The sequence below is a fragment of the Streptomyces sp. NPDC002181 genome (assembly GCF_042890485.1).
In the GTDB taxonomy this organism is placed as follows: Bacteria; Actinomycetota; Actinomycetes; order Streptomycetales; family Streptomycetaceae; genus Streptomyces.
This window is the reverse complement of the sequence record NZ_JBIASC010000001.1, coordinates 60,587-73,736: the sequence shown is the minus strand read 5'-3', so window position 1 is coordinate 73,736 and position 13,150 is coordinate 60,587. Positions and strand designations below refer to the sequence as shown.

12 protein-coding genes are annotated in these 13,150 nt (G+C 71.3%); 6 read left to right on the top strand and 6 right to left on the bottom strand.

All coding sequences use genetic code 11. The features are described 5' to 3' along the window. Positions 1-69 precede the first annotated feature (69 nt). From ACFYXV_RS00300 to ACFYXV_RS00285, 4 genes are read right to left on the bottom strand one after another with little or no spacing between them, the layout of a single operon-like run. The gene (locus ACFYXV_RS00300; protein ID WP_389381686.1) at positions 70-807 is read right to left on the bottom strand and encodes a response regulator; all 738 of its coding nucleotides are present in this window, start codon (positions 805-807) and stop codon (positions 70-72) included. After that, a complete protein-coding gene (locus tag ACFYXV_RS00295; protein ID WP_385468276.1) occupies positions 804-1,991 on the bottom strand; it encodes a sensor histidine kinase in 1,188 nt (395 codons plus the stop codon). Before ACFYXV_RS00295 ends, ACFYXV_RS00300 begins: the two co-directional genes overlap by 4 nt. Beyond that, the gene (locus tag ACFYXV_RS00290; RefSeq protein ID WP_385468161.1) at positions 1,991-2,698 is read right to left on the bottom strand and encodes a glycerophosphodiester phosphodiesterase; all 708 of its coding nucleotides are present in this window, start codon (positions 2,696-2,698) and stop codon (positions 1,991-1,993) included. The genes ACFYXV_RS00295 and ACFYXV_RS00290 overlap by 1 nt, the downstream gene beginning before the upstream one ends. 22 nt (positions 2,699-2,720) lie before the next feature. Beyond that, positions 2,721-3,746, bottom strand: coding sequence for an adenosine deaminase (locus ACFYXV_RS00285; protein ID WP_383343370.1), 1,026 nt, complete (start codon positions 3,744-3,746; stop codon positions 2,721-2,723). A 108-nt stretch (positions 3,747-3,854) separates the two neighbouring features. Between ACFYXV_RS00285 and ACFYXV_RS00280 the strand changes: the two genes are divergently transcribed. Next, complete coding sequence (locus ACFYXV_RS00280; protein WP_389381685.1) at positions 3,855-4,544, top strand: DUF4190 domain-containing protein; 690 nt, start codon at positions 3,855-3,857, stop codon at positions 4,542-4,544. A 4-nt stretch (positions 4,545-4,548) separates the two neighbouring features. On the opposite strand, the gene ACFYXV_RS00275 is transcribed toward ACFYXV_RS00280, so the two are convergent. Together ACFYXV_RS00275 and ACFYXV_RS00270 are read right to left on the bottom strand one after the other, a co-directional pair. After that, the gene (locus ACFYXV_RS00275) at positions 4,549-6,144 is read right to left on the bottom strand and encodes a TROVE domain-containing protein (RefSeq protein WP_389381684.1); all 1,596 of its coding nucleotides are present in this window, start codon (positions 6,142-6,144) and stop codon (positions 4,549-4,551) included. A gap of 459 nt (positions 6,145-6,603) precedes the next feature. Next, the gene (locus tag ACFYXV_RS00270) at positions 6,604-7,155 is read right to left on the bottom strand and encodes an NADAR family protein (protein WP_389381683.1); all 552 of its coding nucleotides are present in this window, start codon (positions 7,153-7,155) and stop codon (positions 6,604-6,606) included. Between the two features lie 182 nt (positions 7,156-7,337). On the opposite strand from ACFYXV_RS00270, the gene ACFYXV_RS00265 reads away from it, so the two are divergent. The 5 genes from ACFYXV_RS00265 to ACFYXV_RS00245 all read left to right on the top strand — a co-directional run bounded on the left by ACFYXV_RS00265 (position 7,338) and on the right by ACFYXV_RS00245 (position 13,138). Further along, positions 7,338-8,855, top strand: coding sequence for a gamma-aminobutyraldehyde dehydrogenase (locus ACFYXV_RS00265; RefSeq protein ID WP_389381682.1), 1,518 nt, complete (start codon positions 7,338-7,340; stop codon positions 8,853-8,855). A 72-nt stretch (positions 8,856-8,927) separates the two neighbouring features. Further along, on the top strand, positions 8,928-10,178 hold the full coding sequence (locus ACFYXV_RS00260; RefSeq protein WP_389381681.1) for a spermidine/putrescine ABC transporter substrate-binding protein: 1,251 nt from the start codon (positions 8,928-8,930) through the stop codon (positions 10,176-10,178). Positions 10,179-10,248: 70 nt separating this feature from the next. Further along, positions 10,249-11,418, top strand: a complete 1,170-nt coding sequence (locus tag ACFYXV_RS00255) for an ABC transporter ATP-binding protein (protein ID WP_389381680.1) — start codon at positions 10,249-10,251, stop codon at positions 11,416-11,418. Beyond that, complete coding sequence (locus ACFYXV_RS00250; protein WP_385468182.1) at positions 11,415-12,344, top strand: ABC transporter permease; 930 nt, start codon at positions 11,415-11,417, stop codon at positions 12,342-12,344. The genes ACFYXV_RS00255 and ACFYXV_RS00250 overlap by 4 nt, the downstream gene beginning before the upstream one ends. Then, positions 12,344-13,138 (top strand): ABC transporter permease, encoded by a 795-nt coding sequence (locus tag ACFYXV_RS00245; protein WP_366100860.1) that lies wholly within the window; start codon positions 12,344-12,346, stop codon positions 13,136-13,138. The genes ACFYXV_RS00250 and ACFYXV_RS00245 overlap by 1 nt, the downstream gene beginning before the upstream one ends. Positions 13,139-13,150: the final 12 nt, after the last annotated feature.

Genomic DNA, 13,150 nt, shown 5'->3' with positions numbered 1-13,150 from the left:
GATCACCACCAAGAGGGGTCTTCACCGGTACGACAACTCACCGGCGCGAGGGAGCCCGCCCCCGCCCCCTCACTCCCCGGAGGGAGATACCCCAGAGGTACCCGCGCCCCCGGCCCCCGCCCCGGCCCCCGCCCCGGTCCCCACTCCGGCCGCGATCAGACCCGTCTCGTACGCGCAGATCACCGCCTGGATCCGGTCCCGCAGCCCCAGCTTCGCCAGCACGTTGCCCACGTGCGACTTCACGGTGTGCTCGCTCACCACCAGCGCGGCGGCGATCTCCGCGTTCGACAGCCCCCGCCCCAGGTGCAGCAGAGTCTCCCGCTCCCGCGCCGTGAGCACCTCCAGCCGCTGCACGGACAGCGCCCCCACCGCCGCCGGCCGCGCCGTCACCGCCGTGTACTCCTCGATCAGCCGCCGCGCCACCGAAGGCGCCAGCAGCGAATCGCCCGCCGCCACCACCCGTACCGCGTGCACCAGATCGTCCCGCCGCACGTCCTTCAGCAGGAACCCGCTCGCCCCCGCGTGCAGCGCCTCGTACACGTACTCGTCCGAATCGAAGGTCGTCAGCATCACCGTCCGGCACGAGGTCCCGCCGGAGATCGCCCGGCAGGCCTCGATCCCGTCGAGCACCGGCATCCGCACGTCCAGCAGCGCCACGTCCGGCCGCAGCTCCCGCACCGCCGCCACCGCCGCCGCGCCGTCCCCGGCCTCCGCGACGACCTCGACGTCCTCCTGCGCGTCCAGGATCATCGCGAATCCGCTGCGCACCAGCTCCTGGTCGTCCGCCACCACCACACGAATCGTCAACGCCCCACCTCCAGCGGCGAGGTTACAAGGACGACGCGCAGCGAGAACCCCCGGCCGCCTGGCCCCGGGCCGTACTCCGCCGTACCGCCGTGCGCCGCCGCCCGCTCCCGGATCCCGATCAGCCCGTGCCCGCCCGCGGCGGCGGCCGCCGGTCCCGGACCCCGCCCGTCGTCCGTCACCCTCACCGTGAGCGCCCGCTCCCCGTACTCCAGCCGCACGGACACCACCGACGCCCCGGCGTGCTTCACCACGTTCGTCAGCGCCTCCTGCACCACCCGGTGCACCGTCGCCTCCAGCGCCGCCGGCAGCGCGCGCACCGCCCCCGTCCGCTCGTACGACACCCGCTGCCCGCTGCCCCGGACCCGCTCCAGCAGCCCCGCCAGCTCCGCGATCCCGGGCTGCGGGGACCGCGGAGCGGCCTCCTGCGCCGCCGCCCGGTCCGTCCGCAGCACGCCCAGCATCGTCCGCAGCTGCGCCATCGCGTCCCGCCCCGTCTCGGCGATCGCCTCGAAGGCCGCCTCCGCCCGCTCCGGGGCCCTGCGCACCGCCACCGGGCCGGCCTCCGCCTGCACGATCATGATGCTGACCGCGTGCGAGAGGATGTCGTGCATCTCCCGTGCGATGCGGGCCCGTTCACGCGCGGCCGCCTGCTCCGCCTCGATCCGGTTCGCCCGCTCCAGCTCGGCGGCCCGCGCCTCGACGGCTTCGGTGTACGCCTGCCGGGTGTACTGGAGCCGCCCCAGCGCGAACGCCGCCGCGAAGACGAACAGCGCGAACAGCAGCTCCCTGGCCGTCCCCGTGTTGAGCGCCACGGAGGCGAGGATCAGCCCGGTCAGCGTCACGCCCATCGCGATCCGCACCCGGGCCGGGCACAGCAGCGCCATCGTGTACACGCCGATCAGCGGGGCGTAAGGCAGCGGCTGGCCGGGGCCGTCCAGCGCCAGCGTGTAGAGCGTGCCGGCCGCGACCATCCCGAAGATCGCCGGCACGGGCGCCCGCCGCCGCCACACCAGCGGCACGTTGCCGAGCGTGGTCAGCAGGTACGCGGGCCAGGTGGCCGGCGAATCCAGCGGATCGCGCGGCACGACGAACGGAATCGTCGTCGCCACCTGGACCAGCAGCGTCAGCCCCAGGTCCTGCCACCGCGGATCCGCCCGCCGGATCCGTTCCCCCCAGGCGCGTATCACCGGCCCGGTACGCCGAGTTCCGCCCGTACGCGGGCCAGTGCGTCCAGCCGGTTGGTGGTGATCGCGTCCACCCCGGCCGCCACCAGCCCGCGCATCGCCCGCGTCGTGTCCGCGGTCCAGGCCGAGACCAGCAGGCCCTCCCGGTGGAGGGCGTCCGTCAGCTCCCGGTCCACCAGCCCGAAGCGGTAGTTGAGCCAGGACGGCGCCACCGCGTCGATCAGCACCCGGCGCGGCGGCGCCAGCGTGGTCCAGGTCAGCGCGATCTCGGCGCCCGGATCGGCGGCGCGCACGGCCAGCATCGTGTCCGGGCCCGCGCAGTAGTACGTACGGTCGCGGGCCCCGCACTCCCGGACCTGCCCGACGACCGTCCGCACGGCCTCGGCCGTGGCTCCGGGCAGGTCGATCATCACCCGGCCCGCGCCGGCCGCCATCAGGGCCTCGCGCAGCGTCGGGATCCCGCCCCGCGTCAGCTCCTTCAGCTGTGCGGCCGTGACGGCGTCGAGCCGCACGTCATGGCCCCACAGCCGCTGGAGCGTCTCGTCGTGGAGCAGGACCGGCTGCCCGTCGCGGGTCAGCCGTACGTCGATCTCCACCGCGTCCGCCCCGCGTGCGAAGGCGGAGCGGATCGAGGGGAGGGTGTTCTCGCGGACACGGTAGGGATCGCCGCGGTGGCCCACGGCCGTCAGGGTGCGCATGACCGCCATTGTCGGCGTTCCCGGCGGTCCGTCAGCGTGCGAGCCAGGCGGAGGTGTACGTGTCGATCTCCGCGGTGAGCTTCGCCTTGCCGGCCTCGTCCAGGAAGGAGGCCTCGACGGCGTTCTTCGCCAGCTGCGCGAGCCCGCGCTCGTCGAGGTCGAGGAGGCGCGCGGCCACCGCGTACTCGTTGTTGAGGTCGGAGCCGAACATCGGCGGGTCGTCGCTGTTGATGGTGACGAGCACGCCCGCCCGCACCATCTCCTTGACGGGGTGGAGGTCCAGGTCGGTCACGGCGCGCGTGGCGATGTTGGAGGTCGGGCAGACCTCCAGCGCGATCCGGTGCTCGGCGAGGTAGGCGAGGAGCTCCGGGTCCTGCGTGGCGCTGGTGCCGTGGCCGATGCGCTCGGCGCCCAGCTCGCGGATGGAGTCCCAGATGGTCTCCGGACCGGTGGTCTCGCCGGCGTGCGGCACGCTGTGCAGGCCGGCCGCGCGGGCGGCGTCGAAGTACGGCTTGAACTGCGGGCGCGGCACGCCGATTTCCGGGCCGCCGAGGCCGAAGGAGACCAGGCCCTCCGGACGCAGCTCGACGGCGAGGCGCGCGGTCTCGGCGGCGGCTTCCAGGCCGGCCTCGCCGGGGATGTCGAAGCACCAGCGCAGGATGACGCCGAGCTCGGTCTCGGCGGCCTTGCGGGCGTCCTCGATGGCCTCCATGAAGGCCTTCTCGTCGATGCCGCGGCGGGTGGAGGAGTACGGGGTGATGGTCAGCTCGGCGTAGCGGATGTTCTGCCGGGCCATGTCGCGGGCGACCTCGTACGTGAGGGTGCGTACGTCGTCGGGAGTGCGGACCAGGTCGACGACGGACAGGTAGACCTCGATGAAGTGCGCGAAGTCGGTGAACGTGAAGTAGTCGGCGAGCGCCTCGGGGTCCGTGGGGACCTTGGAGTCGGGGTGGCGGGAGGCGAGTTCGGCCACGATGCGCGGGGAGGCGGAGCCGACGTGGTGGACGTGGAGTTCCGCCTTGGGCAGCCCCGCGATGAAGGGGTTCAAGTCGGGCATGAGGGAGCCTCCGGGAGGACGGGTGCGGACAGATCGGGCTTCATCGTAGGCAGCTCCGGGACCGTCGGTGGCAGCACATAGCATGGGCGTACGAGAGGGGGGCGCCGCATGACCGATCAGAGCCCCGAGCCGCAGGACCCGTGGGCGCCGCCGGAGCGGCCGGCGGTGGAGCTCGGCAAACCGCAGGCCGCACCGGGGATGTCAGGGCCGCCGTCCGTGCACGACCAGCCGACGATCGCGGGGATGCCGGGGGGCGACACCCCGCCGGCGCAGATACCCGGGCCGGCGCCGGCCACCGCTCCGGCGCCCGCTCCCGCGCCGGGCGCGGCGCTGCCGCCCGCGTACGGGTACCCGGCGCAGCCGGACCCCGGGGGCTACGCGTACCCCGGACCGCCGCCCGCGCAGCCGGCGTACGGCTATCCCGGCCAGCAGGGCTATCCGGGGTACCCCGGGTACCCGGGCTACGGATATCCGGCCAAGAGCAACGGCTTCGGGATCACCGCCATGGTCCTCGGCATCATCGGCGTGGTCACCTGCTACCTGGGCGTGCTGTTCGGCGTCCCGGCGCTCGTCTTCGGCATCCTGGGCCGCAAGAAGGCCCAGCGCGGCGAGGCCGACAACGGCTCGATGGCGCTGGCCGGCATCATCCTGGGCGCGATCGGCATCGTGATCAGCATCCTGATGATCGGCCTCGTCATCGCCGGCGTCCTGCTCGGCGGCTCGGGGAACGGCTCCGGTTCCGACTACGACTACGACTACGACGGCGGCTCGTCCTCGCACGTGCGCGAGCACGTCTGACGGCCTACGCCGCCCACGGCCAGTCGGCGTCCCGGCCGCCCTCGATCAGGGAGACCATCCGGAAGGCCGCGTCGCTGAGCCCGCCGAAGGTGTGCCGGTTCGCGGAGCCGGAGGGCGCGTGGCCCGTCCGGTACCCGGCCAGGTTCCAGGTGTACACCGGGACCTCGTCCGGGACGAGGGCCGTCGGGTCGCCGCCGTGGTGGTACGCCGCCTGCTCGTCGGTGACGATCAGGACCCGGTCGTGTCCCCTGTAGTACCGCCGCACGGCCTCGGAGGTGTTGGTGCCGCCGAGGTCCTCGAACCGCTCCAGCACCTTCAGCACGGACTCGCCCCGGTCGTAGGGGACCTGCTTGCTGTCCGTGCCGAACTGCACCAGGTCCGCGTCCTCGGCGCGCAGCGCGAGCGCGGCGCCGAAGACGGCGGCCGCGTCCGCCCGGTTGAGCTCGGAGCGGTCCGACAGCCGCGCCCACATCGACCCCGAGCGGTCCACGAGGACCAGCGTCCGCCCCGGCAGGGCCGGTACGTTGGCCAGCGAGTGGCGCAGCGCCCGCTCCAGCGGGTACGCCCAGCGCAGCGAGGGGGCGTGCTGGTAGGCGGCGAGGTAGCGGAACGGGAACTGCCGGGACCGGGCGACGACCTCGGGGTCGGCGATCTTCGCCGCGACCCGCGCGGCCACCTCGTCCGAGACGCCGGCCTGGTCGAAGTTGCGCAGGTTGCGCAGCAGCGCCATCGCGCCCATGGACGGGATGACCGCCTCCCAGGCGGCTGCGTCCATCGGCCCCTGGAGCCAGCCGGCCAGCGCCTCCCAGGTGATGCCCGCGGCGGCGAGCCTCTCGGCTCCGTCGGGCGCGGTCACCACGGCCCGGCGCTCCTCCACCGGCAGTTCCATGAGCTCCCGGTGCGCGAGCAGGGTGCGGTGTGCGGCCGGCACCTCGGCCGTCTCCGGGTGGTGCCGCCGGTCGAGGGCGTAGCGGAACAGCTCGCCCTGCCAGGGCTTGGCGGGATCGGGGGAGGCGTGCACGAGGTTCAGCACGTCGCCGAAGCGGAAGCCCTTGGAGGCGGTGTCGTACTTCAGCAGCGAGGTGGCGCCGTAGAGCCTGCGCACGGCATCGGCGATACCGCGCTTGACGGGCTTGGGGACGCTGCGCCCGTACGTCGCCGTCCAGTAGGCCAGCAGCTCGCCGGGCTCGTCCGCGCGCCGCAGCACGGAGTCCACGACCGTGCGGTTGGACGGCCCGCCGGTGGCTCCGGCGTCGAGCCGCGCCTTCACGTACTCGGCCGCTCCGACCAGCGAGGCCGTGCGCATGTTCCCCTCGGTGCGCAGCCAGCCGAGCAGGCCCGCGGTCCACGCGGGGTCCTCGACGGCGAGGCGGCGCACGAGCGCGGAGAACCGGTCGTCGCGGGCCTCGCCGCTCTCGTAGAAGGTCCGCTGCGTCACGAAGTTGGCGACGGCGAGCAGGAGCAGCTCGGAGCGCGCGTCGCGGACGAAGCCGCGGCCGCCCTGGTGGTTGGCGGCGCGGCTGCCGGTGGAGCGCACGGGAGAGGCGGGCCCCGCCGCGGCGGAAGCCTTCTTGGGTGCGCGCAGGTTGAAGCGAGCCATGGTGAATCCCCCCGAATCCAGTGGAACGTGGGGGAGGCGTGACGTGCGGGATGCCCGAGATCGGAATCGGCGGCGGACTTTTATCCAGGCGAGCTGCCGAGCTGCTCCACCGGCCGGAGCCGGGCGGGATTCGAACCCGCGACCTCCTGGTCCCCGAAGCAACCGTCGCCTGCGCACCGGGCGTCCCGCACGCGTGCCTCCCGAGATCAAGGTGGCGGCGGCTTGGGTTTCTTGGGAAGAAGGAGCCGCAGCCCGCGCACCGGGAGGTGCGTGACGTAGGTGTCCAGAGATCGAGGTCGGCGAAACCGACGTGCTGCTCTGCCAACTGAGCTACACCGGCCCGGAAGCCGGTGGCGGGACTCGAACCCGCGACCTGCCCATTAAGAGTGGAAGTAGGTCTCGCCTGCGCACCTGGACGAGTCTTACCGTAGGCGGGCCGCTCGCCCGCCCGCCACGCATTTACGCCGCCGTGCGCAGCCGCTCGCGGGCCTCCATCAGCGCGAAGCCCAGCAGGTTCAGCCCGCGCCAGCGCGAGGGGTCCAGGGCGCGCTCGTCGTCCGCCGCGAGTCCGATGCCCCAGATGCGGTCCATCGGGCTCGCCTCCACCAGCACCCGGTCCCCGGTGGTCAGCAGGTACGCGCGCAGCGCGGGGGTGGACGCGAACTTGTGCACGCTGCCCTCCACCACGAGCGCGAACCGCTCCCGCGCCCATGTCGCGTCGTCGAAACCGCGCACCAGGCGACCGGCCTTCTTGGCTTCCGCCGGGGTCTTCGCCTCCAGCGCGATGCGCTCCGCGTCGGCGTCCCCGAACAGCCGGGCCTTGCCGGCCATCATCCAGTGCTCGGCCGTGTCGTAGCGGACGTCACCCACGGTGAACGGCGACGGCCACCACTGGCTCATACAGCTGGGGCCGAGCGTCCCGTCGGGGCGCGGCCGGTGCCCCCAGAACGGCAGGTACTTCACCCGCTCACCACGGCTGACCTGCTCGATCAAATTGTCGATCTTCTCCATGCACGCGAGTGTGGCAGTCGCCACTGACACTTCGTACGGGATTTGCGGCGCGCCTCGACACATGGTCGACCGATTCCGTCGCGTAATCAAAAGGCAACAACGGAATCACTTGGCGGTGGGGAACACCTCTGCCAGGATCGGCACTCAATTCGAGCTGAAGCTACGGAGAGCGTGAGAGCGTCATGGGTAATCGCTTCCAGGTCAAGGACCGCTTCGCAGACGGCGCGCAGTACATCGACGGACAGCTGAGGTCCGGCACGTCCGGGCAGTCGCACACCGTCGTCAACCCCGCCACGGGCGAGGAGGTGCTCACGTACGAGCTGGCCTCCGCCGCCGACGTCGACGAGGCCGTCGCCGCCGCCAAGCGGGCCTTCCCGGCCTGGTCCGCGGCCACCCCCGGCGAGCGCTCCGACGCCCTGCACCGGCTGGCCGCCGTGCTGGCGGAGCAGGCGGAGGACTTCGCGTACGCGGAATCCCTGCAGTGCGGCAAGCCGATCAAGCTGTCCACCGAGTTCGACGTACCGGGGACCATCGACAACACCGCCTTCTTCGCGGGCGCCGCCCGGCACCTCCAGGGGCAGGCGGCAGCTGAATACTCAGGAGACCACACCTCCTACGTGCGCCGCGAGGCCATCGGGGTCGTCGGTTCCATCGCGCCCTGGAACTATCCGCTCCAGATGGCCGCCTGGAAGATCCTCCCGGCGATCGCCGCGGGCAACACGATCGTCCTCAAGCCCGCCGAGCTGACCCCGCTGACCTCCCTGATGTTCGCCCAGGCGGCCAAGGACGCGGGCCTGCCCGACGGCGTGGTCAACATCGTCACCGGCGCCGGCCGGGACGCGGGCGAGCACCTGGTGGGCCACCCCGACGTGGTCATGACCTCCTTCACCGGCTCCACCGCGGTGGGCAAGCGGGTCGCCGAGATCGCCACCGCCACCGTCAAGCGGCTCCACCTGGAACTCGGCGGCAAGGCGCCCTTCCTGGTCTTCGACGACGCCGACCTGGAGGCCGCCGCGCACGGCGCCGTCGCCGCCTCCCTGATCAACACCGGCCAGGACTGCACCGCCGCCACCCGCGCGTACGTCCAGCGCCCCCTGCACGACGCCTTCGTCGCCCGCGTGGCCGAGCTGATGGAGACGGTCCGCCTGGGCGATCCCTTCGACTGGGCCACCGACCTCGGTCCGCTGGTCTCACACGCCCAGCGCGACCGGGTCGCGGGCTTCGTGGAGCGCGCCCGCGGCTACGCCACCGTCGTCACCGGCGGCGAGGTTCCGGGAGGCGAGCTCGCCGAGGGCGCGTACTACCGGCCCACGCTCGTCTCCGGCGCCGCCCAGGACAGCGAGGTCGTCCAGTCCGAGATCTTCGGGCCGGTCCTCGTCGTCCTGCCCTTCGACACCGACGACGAGGGCATCGCACTGGCCAACGACACCCCCTACGGACTGGCCGCCTCCGCCTGGAGCCGCGACGTCTACCGGGCCGGGCGCGCGACCCGCGAGATCAAGGCGGGCTGCGTCTGGGTCAACGACCACATTCCGATCATCAGCGAGATGCCCCACGGCGGCTACAAGGCGAGTGGCTTCGGAAAGGACATGAGCGCCTACTCCTTCGAGGAGTACACGCAGGTCAAGCACGTCATGTACGACAACACCGCGGTGGCCGCCAAGGACTGGCACCGCACCATCTTCGGGGACCGCACCTAACCGTCTTCGGCTGCCGCCGAGTGGCAGCCGGCCGCCCGACCAGCGGCGCCACCCCTCCCGAAAGGGCAGCTCATGGAGCAGTTCGAGCCCGACCGCCTCTCGGCGGCGCAACTCGCCGCGATGCGGCGCAGCATCACCGGCGGGCGCGGCGCCCTCACCCGCCGCTCACTGCTGCGCGCCTCCGGAGTCGGAGCGCTCACCCTCGGCGGCCTGGCCTCCCTGTCCGCCTGCGGCATCCCGCCGGCCAAGCGCGCGGGCGACGCGGCGGTCGCCTCCGACGACCACTCGGACCAGGAGAAGGAGATCAACTTCTCCAACTGGACCGAGTACATGGACACCAGCGAGGACGAGAAGACCCACCCCACGCTGGACGAGTTCGCCAAGCGGACCGGGATCAAGGTCAAGTACACCGAGGACATCAATGACAACGTCGAGTTCTTCGGCAAGGTCCGCCCCCAGCTCGCGGCCGGCCAGGACACCGGCCGCGACCTGATCGTCGTCACCGACTGGCTCGCCGCCCGCATCATCCGGCTCGGCTGGGCGCAGAAGCTGGACCCCTCCCACCTCCCGCACGCCTACGCCAACCTGATCCCGCAGTTCCGCAACCCCGACTGGGACCCGGGCCGCGCGTACAGCTACCCCTGGACCGGCATCGACACCGTCATCGCCTACAACGCGAAGGCCACCGACGGCAAGAAGGTCGACTCCGTCACGCAGCTGCTCGACGACCCCTCGCTCAAGGGCCGCGTCGGCTTCCTCACCGAGATGCGCGACAGCGTCGGGATGACCCTGCTCGACCAGGGCAAGGACCCGGCGAACTTCACCACCGCCGACTTCGACGCCGCCATCGGCCGGCTCCAGAAGGGGGTGGACACCAAGCAGATACGCCGCTTCACCGGCAACGACTACACGGCGGACCTCGACAAGGGCGACATCGCCGCCTGCCTGGCCTGGGCCGGCGACATCATCCAGCTCCAGGCCGGCAACCCGGACATCAAGTACGCGATCCCGGCGCCCGGTTACATCACGTCCAGCGACAACCTGCTGGTCCCCGCCCACGCCCGGCACAAGGCCAACGCCGAGAAGCTGATCGACTTCTACTACGAGCCGCCGAACGCCGCCCGGCTGGCCGCGTTCATCAGCTACGTGTGTCCCGTCGAAGGCGTCAAGGAAGACCTCGCGAAGATCGACCCCGCCCTCGCCGACAACCCCCTGATCATTCCGGACAAGGCGATGTCGGCCAAGGCCCACGCCTTCCGCTCCCTCAGCAGTGAGGAAGAGACCGCGTACGAAGAGAAGTTCGCCAAGCTCATCGGAGCCTGACGCACCCCGCCCGTACCGGCACCCGTGCCCCGCACCCTTCCGACGACACGACCACCGAAGGCCCAGGCCCATGACTGACAAGACCGCGGGCGGCGACGTCCGCCTCGCCGGGATCAGCAAGCACTACGGCTCGTTCACCGCCGTGCACCCGCTGGATCTCACCATCCCCCAGGGCTCCTTCTTCGCCCTGCTCGGCGCCTCGGGCTGCGGGAAGACCACCACCCTGCGCATGATCGCCGGCCTGGAGGAGCCCTCCACCGGCACGGTCAGCCTGGGCGAGCGCGAGGTCACCCACCTGCCGCCGTACAAGCGCCCGGTCAACACGGTGTTCCAGAGCTACGCGCTCTTCCCGCACCTGGACATCTACGAGAACGTGGCCTTCGGACTGCGCCGCCGCGGCATCAAGTCCGTCAAGAAGCAGGTCGAGGACATGCTGGAGCTGGTCGAGCTGGGCCAGTTCGCCCAGCGCAAGCCGCACCAGCTCTCCGGCGGCCAGCAGCAGCGCGTGGCCGTCGCCCGCGCGCTCATCAACCACCCCCAGGTACTCCTCCTCGACGAGCCCCTCGGCGCCCTCGACCTCAAGCTGCGCCGCCAGATGCAGCTGGAGCTCAAGCGCATCCAGACCGAGGTCGGCATCACCTTCGTGCACGTCACGCACGACCAGGAGGAGGCCATGACCATGGCCGACACGGTCGCCGTGATGAACGGCGGCCGCGTCGAGCAGCTGGGCGCCCCCGCCGAGCTGTACGAGAACCCGAAGACCACCTTCGTCGCCAACTTCCTCGGCACCTCCAACCTCATCGAGGCCGAGGTGCTGGAGGCCGGCGGTTCCGACGTGGCGGTCAGCTCGGCGGGGACGAGGCTGCGGCTGCCCGCGGCCCGGTGTTCGACCACGCCCAAGGCCGGCGGGAAGCTGCTGGTCGGGGTGCGTCCCGAGAAGATATCCCTGGTCCACGCGGACGAGGAGGACACCGTCGCGGCCGGCCGCAACAAGGTCCGCGGCACGATAGCCGCCTCCTCCTTCATCGGGGTCTCCACCCAGTTCGTCGTCGACAGCCCCGTCTGTCCGGAGCTGGAGGTGTACGTCCAGAACGTCGAACGCGACGCCCGCCTCGTCCCCGGCGCCGAGGTGGTCCTGCACTGGAACCCGGAGCACACCTTCGGCCTCGATGCCGCCCAGTCCATGCTTGCAGGGACGATGGGCGACGCCGGCATCGAGACGGTCGAGGAGGGCGCATGACCGCCACCGCCGCGCCGCCACAGGCCCAGGCCTCCGCCGAGCCCCCGGTCCACAAGCCGTCCCTGCGCAAGCGGCTCGTCCCGTACTGGCTGCTGCTCCCCGGCATCCTGTGGCTGCTGGTCTTCTTCGTCCTGCCGATGGTCTACCAGGCCTCCACCTCGGTGCAGACCGGCTCCCTCGAAGAGGGCTTCAAGGTCACCTGGCACTTCCAGACCTACTGGGACGCCCTCACCGAGTACTACCCGCAGTTCCTGCGCTCCCTGCTCTACGCCGGCACCGCGACCGTGCTGTGCCTGCTGCTGGGGTACCCGCTGGCCTACCTGATCGCCTTCAAGGCGGGACGCTGGCGCAACCTCCTGCTGGTGCTCGTGATCGCCCCCTTCTTCACCAGCTTCCTGATCCGCACCCTGGCCTGGAAGACGATCCTGGCCGACGGCGGCCCGGTGGTGGGGGTCCTCAACACCCTGCACGTCCTGGACGTCACCAGCTGGCTCGGGATGACCCAGGGGGACCGGGTGCTGGCCACGCCGCTCGCGGTGGTCTGCGGTCTCACGTACAACTTCCTCCCCTTCATGATCCTGCCGCTCTACACCTCGCTGGAGCGCATCGACACCCGTCTCCACGAGGCGGCCGGGGACCTGTACGCCCGCCCGTCGACCACCTTCCGGAAGGTGACCTTCCCGCTCTCCATGCCGGGCGTGGTCTCGGGGACGCTGCTCACCTTCATCCCGGCGAGCGGCGACTACGTGAACGCCGAACTGCTCGGCTCCACGGACACCCGGATGATCGGCAACGTCATCCAGTCGCAGTACCTGCGCATCCTCGACTACCCGACGGCCGCCGCGCTGTCCTTCATCCTCATGGCCATCGTGCTGATCATGGTCACCATCTACATCCGCCGAGCGGGGACGGAGGACCTGGTCTGATGCGTTGGCTCCGGCGCAATCTCGTCGTCATCTTCGGCCTCGGCACGCTCGCGTACATGATCCTGCCGAACGTCGTCGTGACCGTCTTCTCCTTCAACAACCCCGCCGGGCGGTTCAACTACGCCTGGCAGGAGTTCTCCCTCGACGCCTGGAAGGACCCCTGCGGTGTCGCCGACCTGTGCGGCTCGCTGTCCCTGTCGCTCCAGATCGCCGTATGGGCCACCCTCGGCGCGACCGTCCTCGGCACGGCCATCGCCTTCGCGCTGGTGCGCTACCGCTTCCGGGCGCGCGGCGCGGTGAACTCGCTGATCTTCCTGCCGATGGCCATGCCCGAGATCGTCATGGCCGCCTCGCTGCTCGCCCTGTTCCTGAACATGGGCATCCAGCTGGGCTTCTGGACGATCCTGATCGCCCACGTCATGTTCTGCCTCAGCTTCGTCGTCGCCGCGGTCAAGGCGCGCGTCCTGTCGATGGACCCGCGGCTGGAGGAGGCCGCCCGCGACCTCTACGCGGGCCCGGTGCAGACCTTCATGCGGGTGACCCTGCCCATCGCGGCACCCGGTATCGCGGCGGGCGCGCTGCTCTCGTTCGCGCTCTCGTTCGACGACTTCATCATCACCAACTTCAACTCGGGCAACACCGTCACCTTCCCCATGTTCGTGTGGGGATCGGCCCAGCGCGGTACGCCTGTACAGATCAACGTCATCGGTACGGCGATGTTCGTCATCGCGGTGCTGGTGGTGCTCGTCGGCCAGATGGTCGGCAACCGCCGCAAGAACGCACAGCCCAAGTAACTCTGTAGGGAG

Bases quoted from the DNA above. Each gene is read 5' to 3' on its own strand.
- ACFYXV_RS00290 (WP_385468161.1), bottom strand. From the start codon at position 2,698: ATGGCGGTCATGCGCACCCTGACGGCCGTGGGCCACCGCGGCGATCCC.
- ACFYXV_RS00285 (WP_383343370.1), bottom strand. From the start codon at position 3,746: ATGCCCGACTTGAACCCCTTCATCGCGGGGCTGCCCAAGGCGGAACTC.
- ACFYXV_RS00280 (WP_389381685.1), top strand. From the start codon at position 3,855: ATGACCGATCAGAGCCCCGAGCCGCAGGACCCGTGGGCGCCGCCGGAG.
- ACFYXV_RS00275 (WP_389381684.1), bottom strand. From the start codon at position 6,144: ATGGCTCGCTTCAACCTGCGCGCACCCAAGAAGGCTTCCGCCGCGGCG.
- ACFYXV_RS00270 (WP_389381683.1), bottom strand. From the start codon at position 7,155: ATGGAGAAGATCGACAATTTGATCGAGCAGGTCAGCCGTGGTGAGCGG.
- ACFYXV_RS00265 (WP_389381682.1), top strand. From the start codon at position 7,338: ATGGGTAATCGCTTCCAGGTCAAGGACCGCTTCGCAGACGGCGCGCAG.
- ACFYXV_RS00260 (WP_389381681.1), top strand. From the start codon at position 8,928: ATGGAGCAGTTCGAGCCCGACCGCCTCTCGGCGGCGCAACTCGCCGCG.
- ACFYXV_RS00255 (WP_389381680.1), top strand. From the start codon at position 10,249: ATGACTGACAAGACCGCGGGCGGCGACGTCCGCCTCGCCGGGATCAGC.
- ACFYXV_RS00250 (WP_385468182.1), top strand. From the start codon at position 11,415: ATGACCGCCACCGCCGCGCCGCCACAGGCCCAGGCCTCCGCCGAGCCC.
- ACFYXV_RS00245 (WP_366100860.1), top strand. From the start codon at position 12,344: ATGCGTTGGCTCCGGCGCAATCTCGTCGTCATCTTCGGCCTCGGCACG.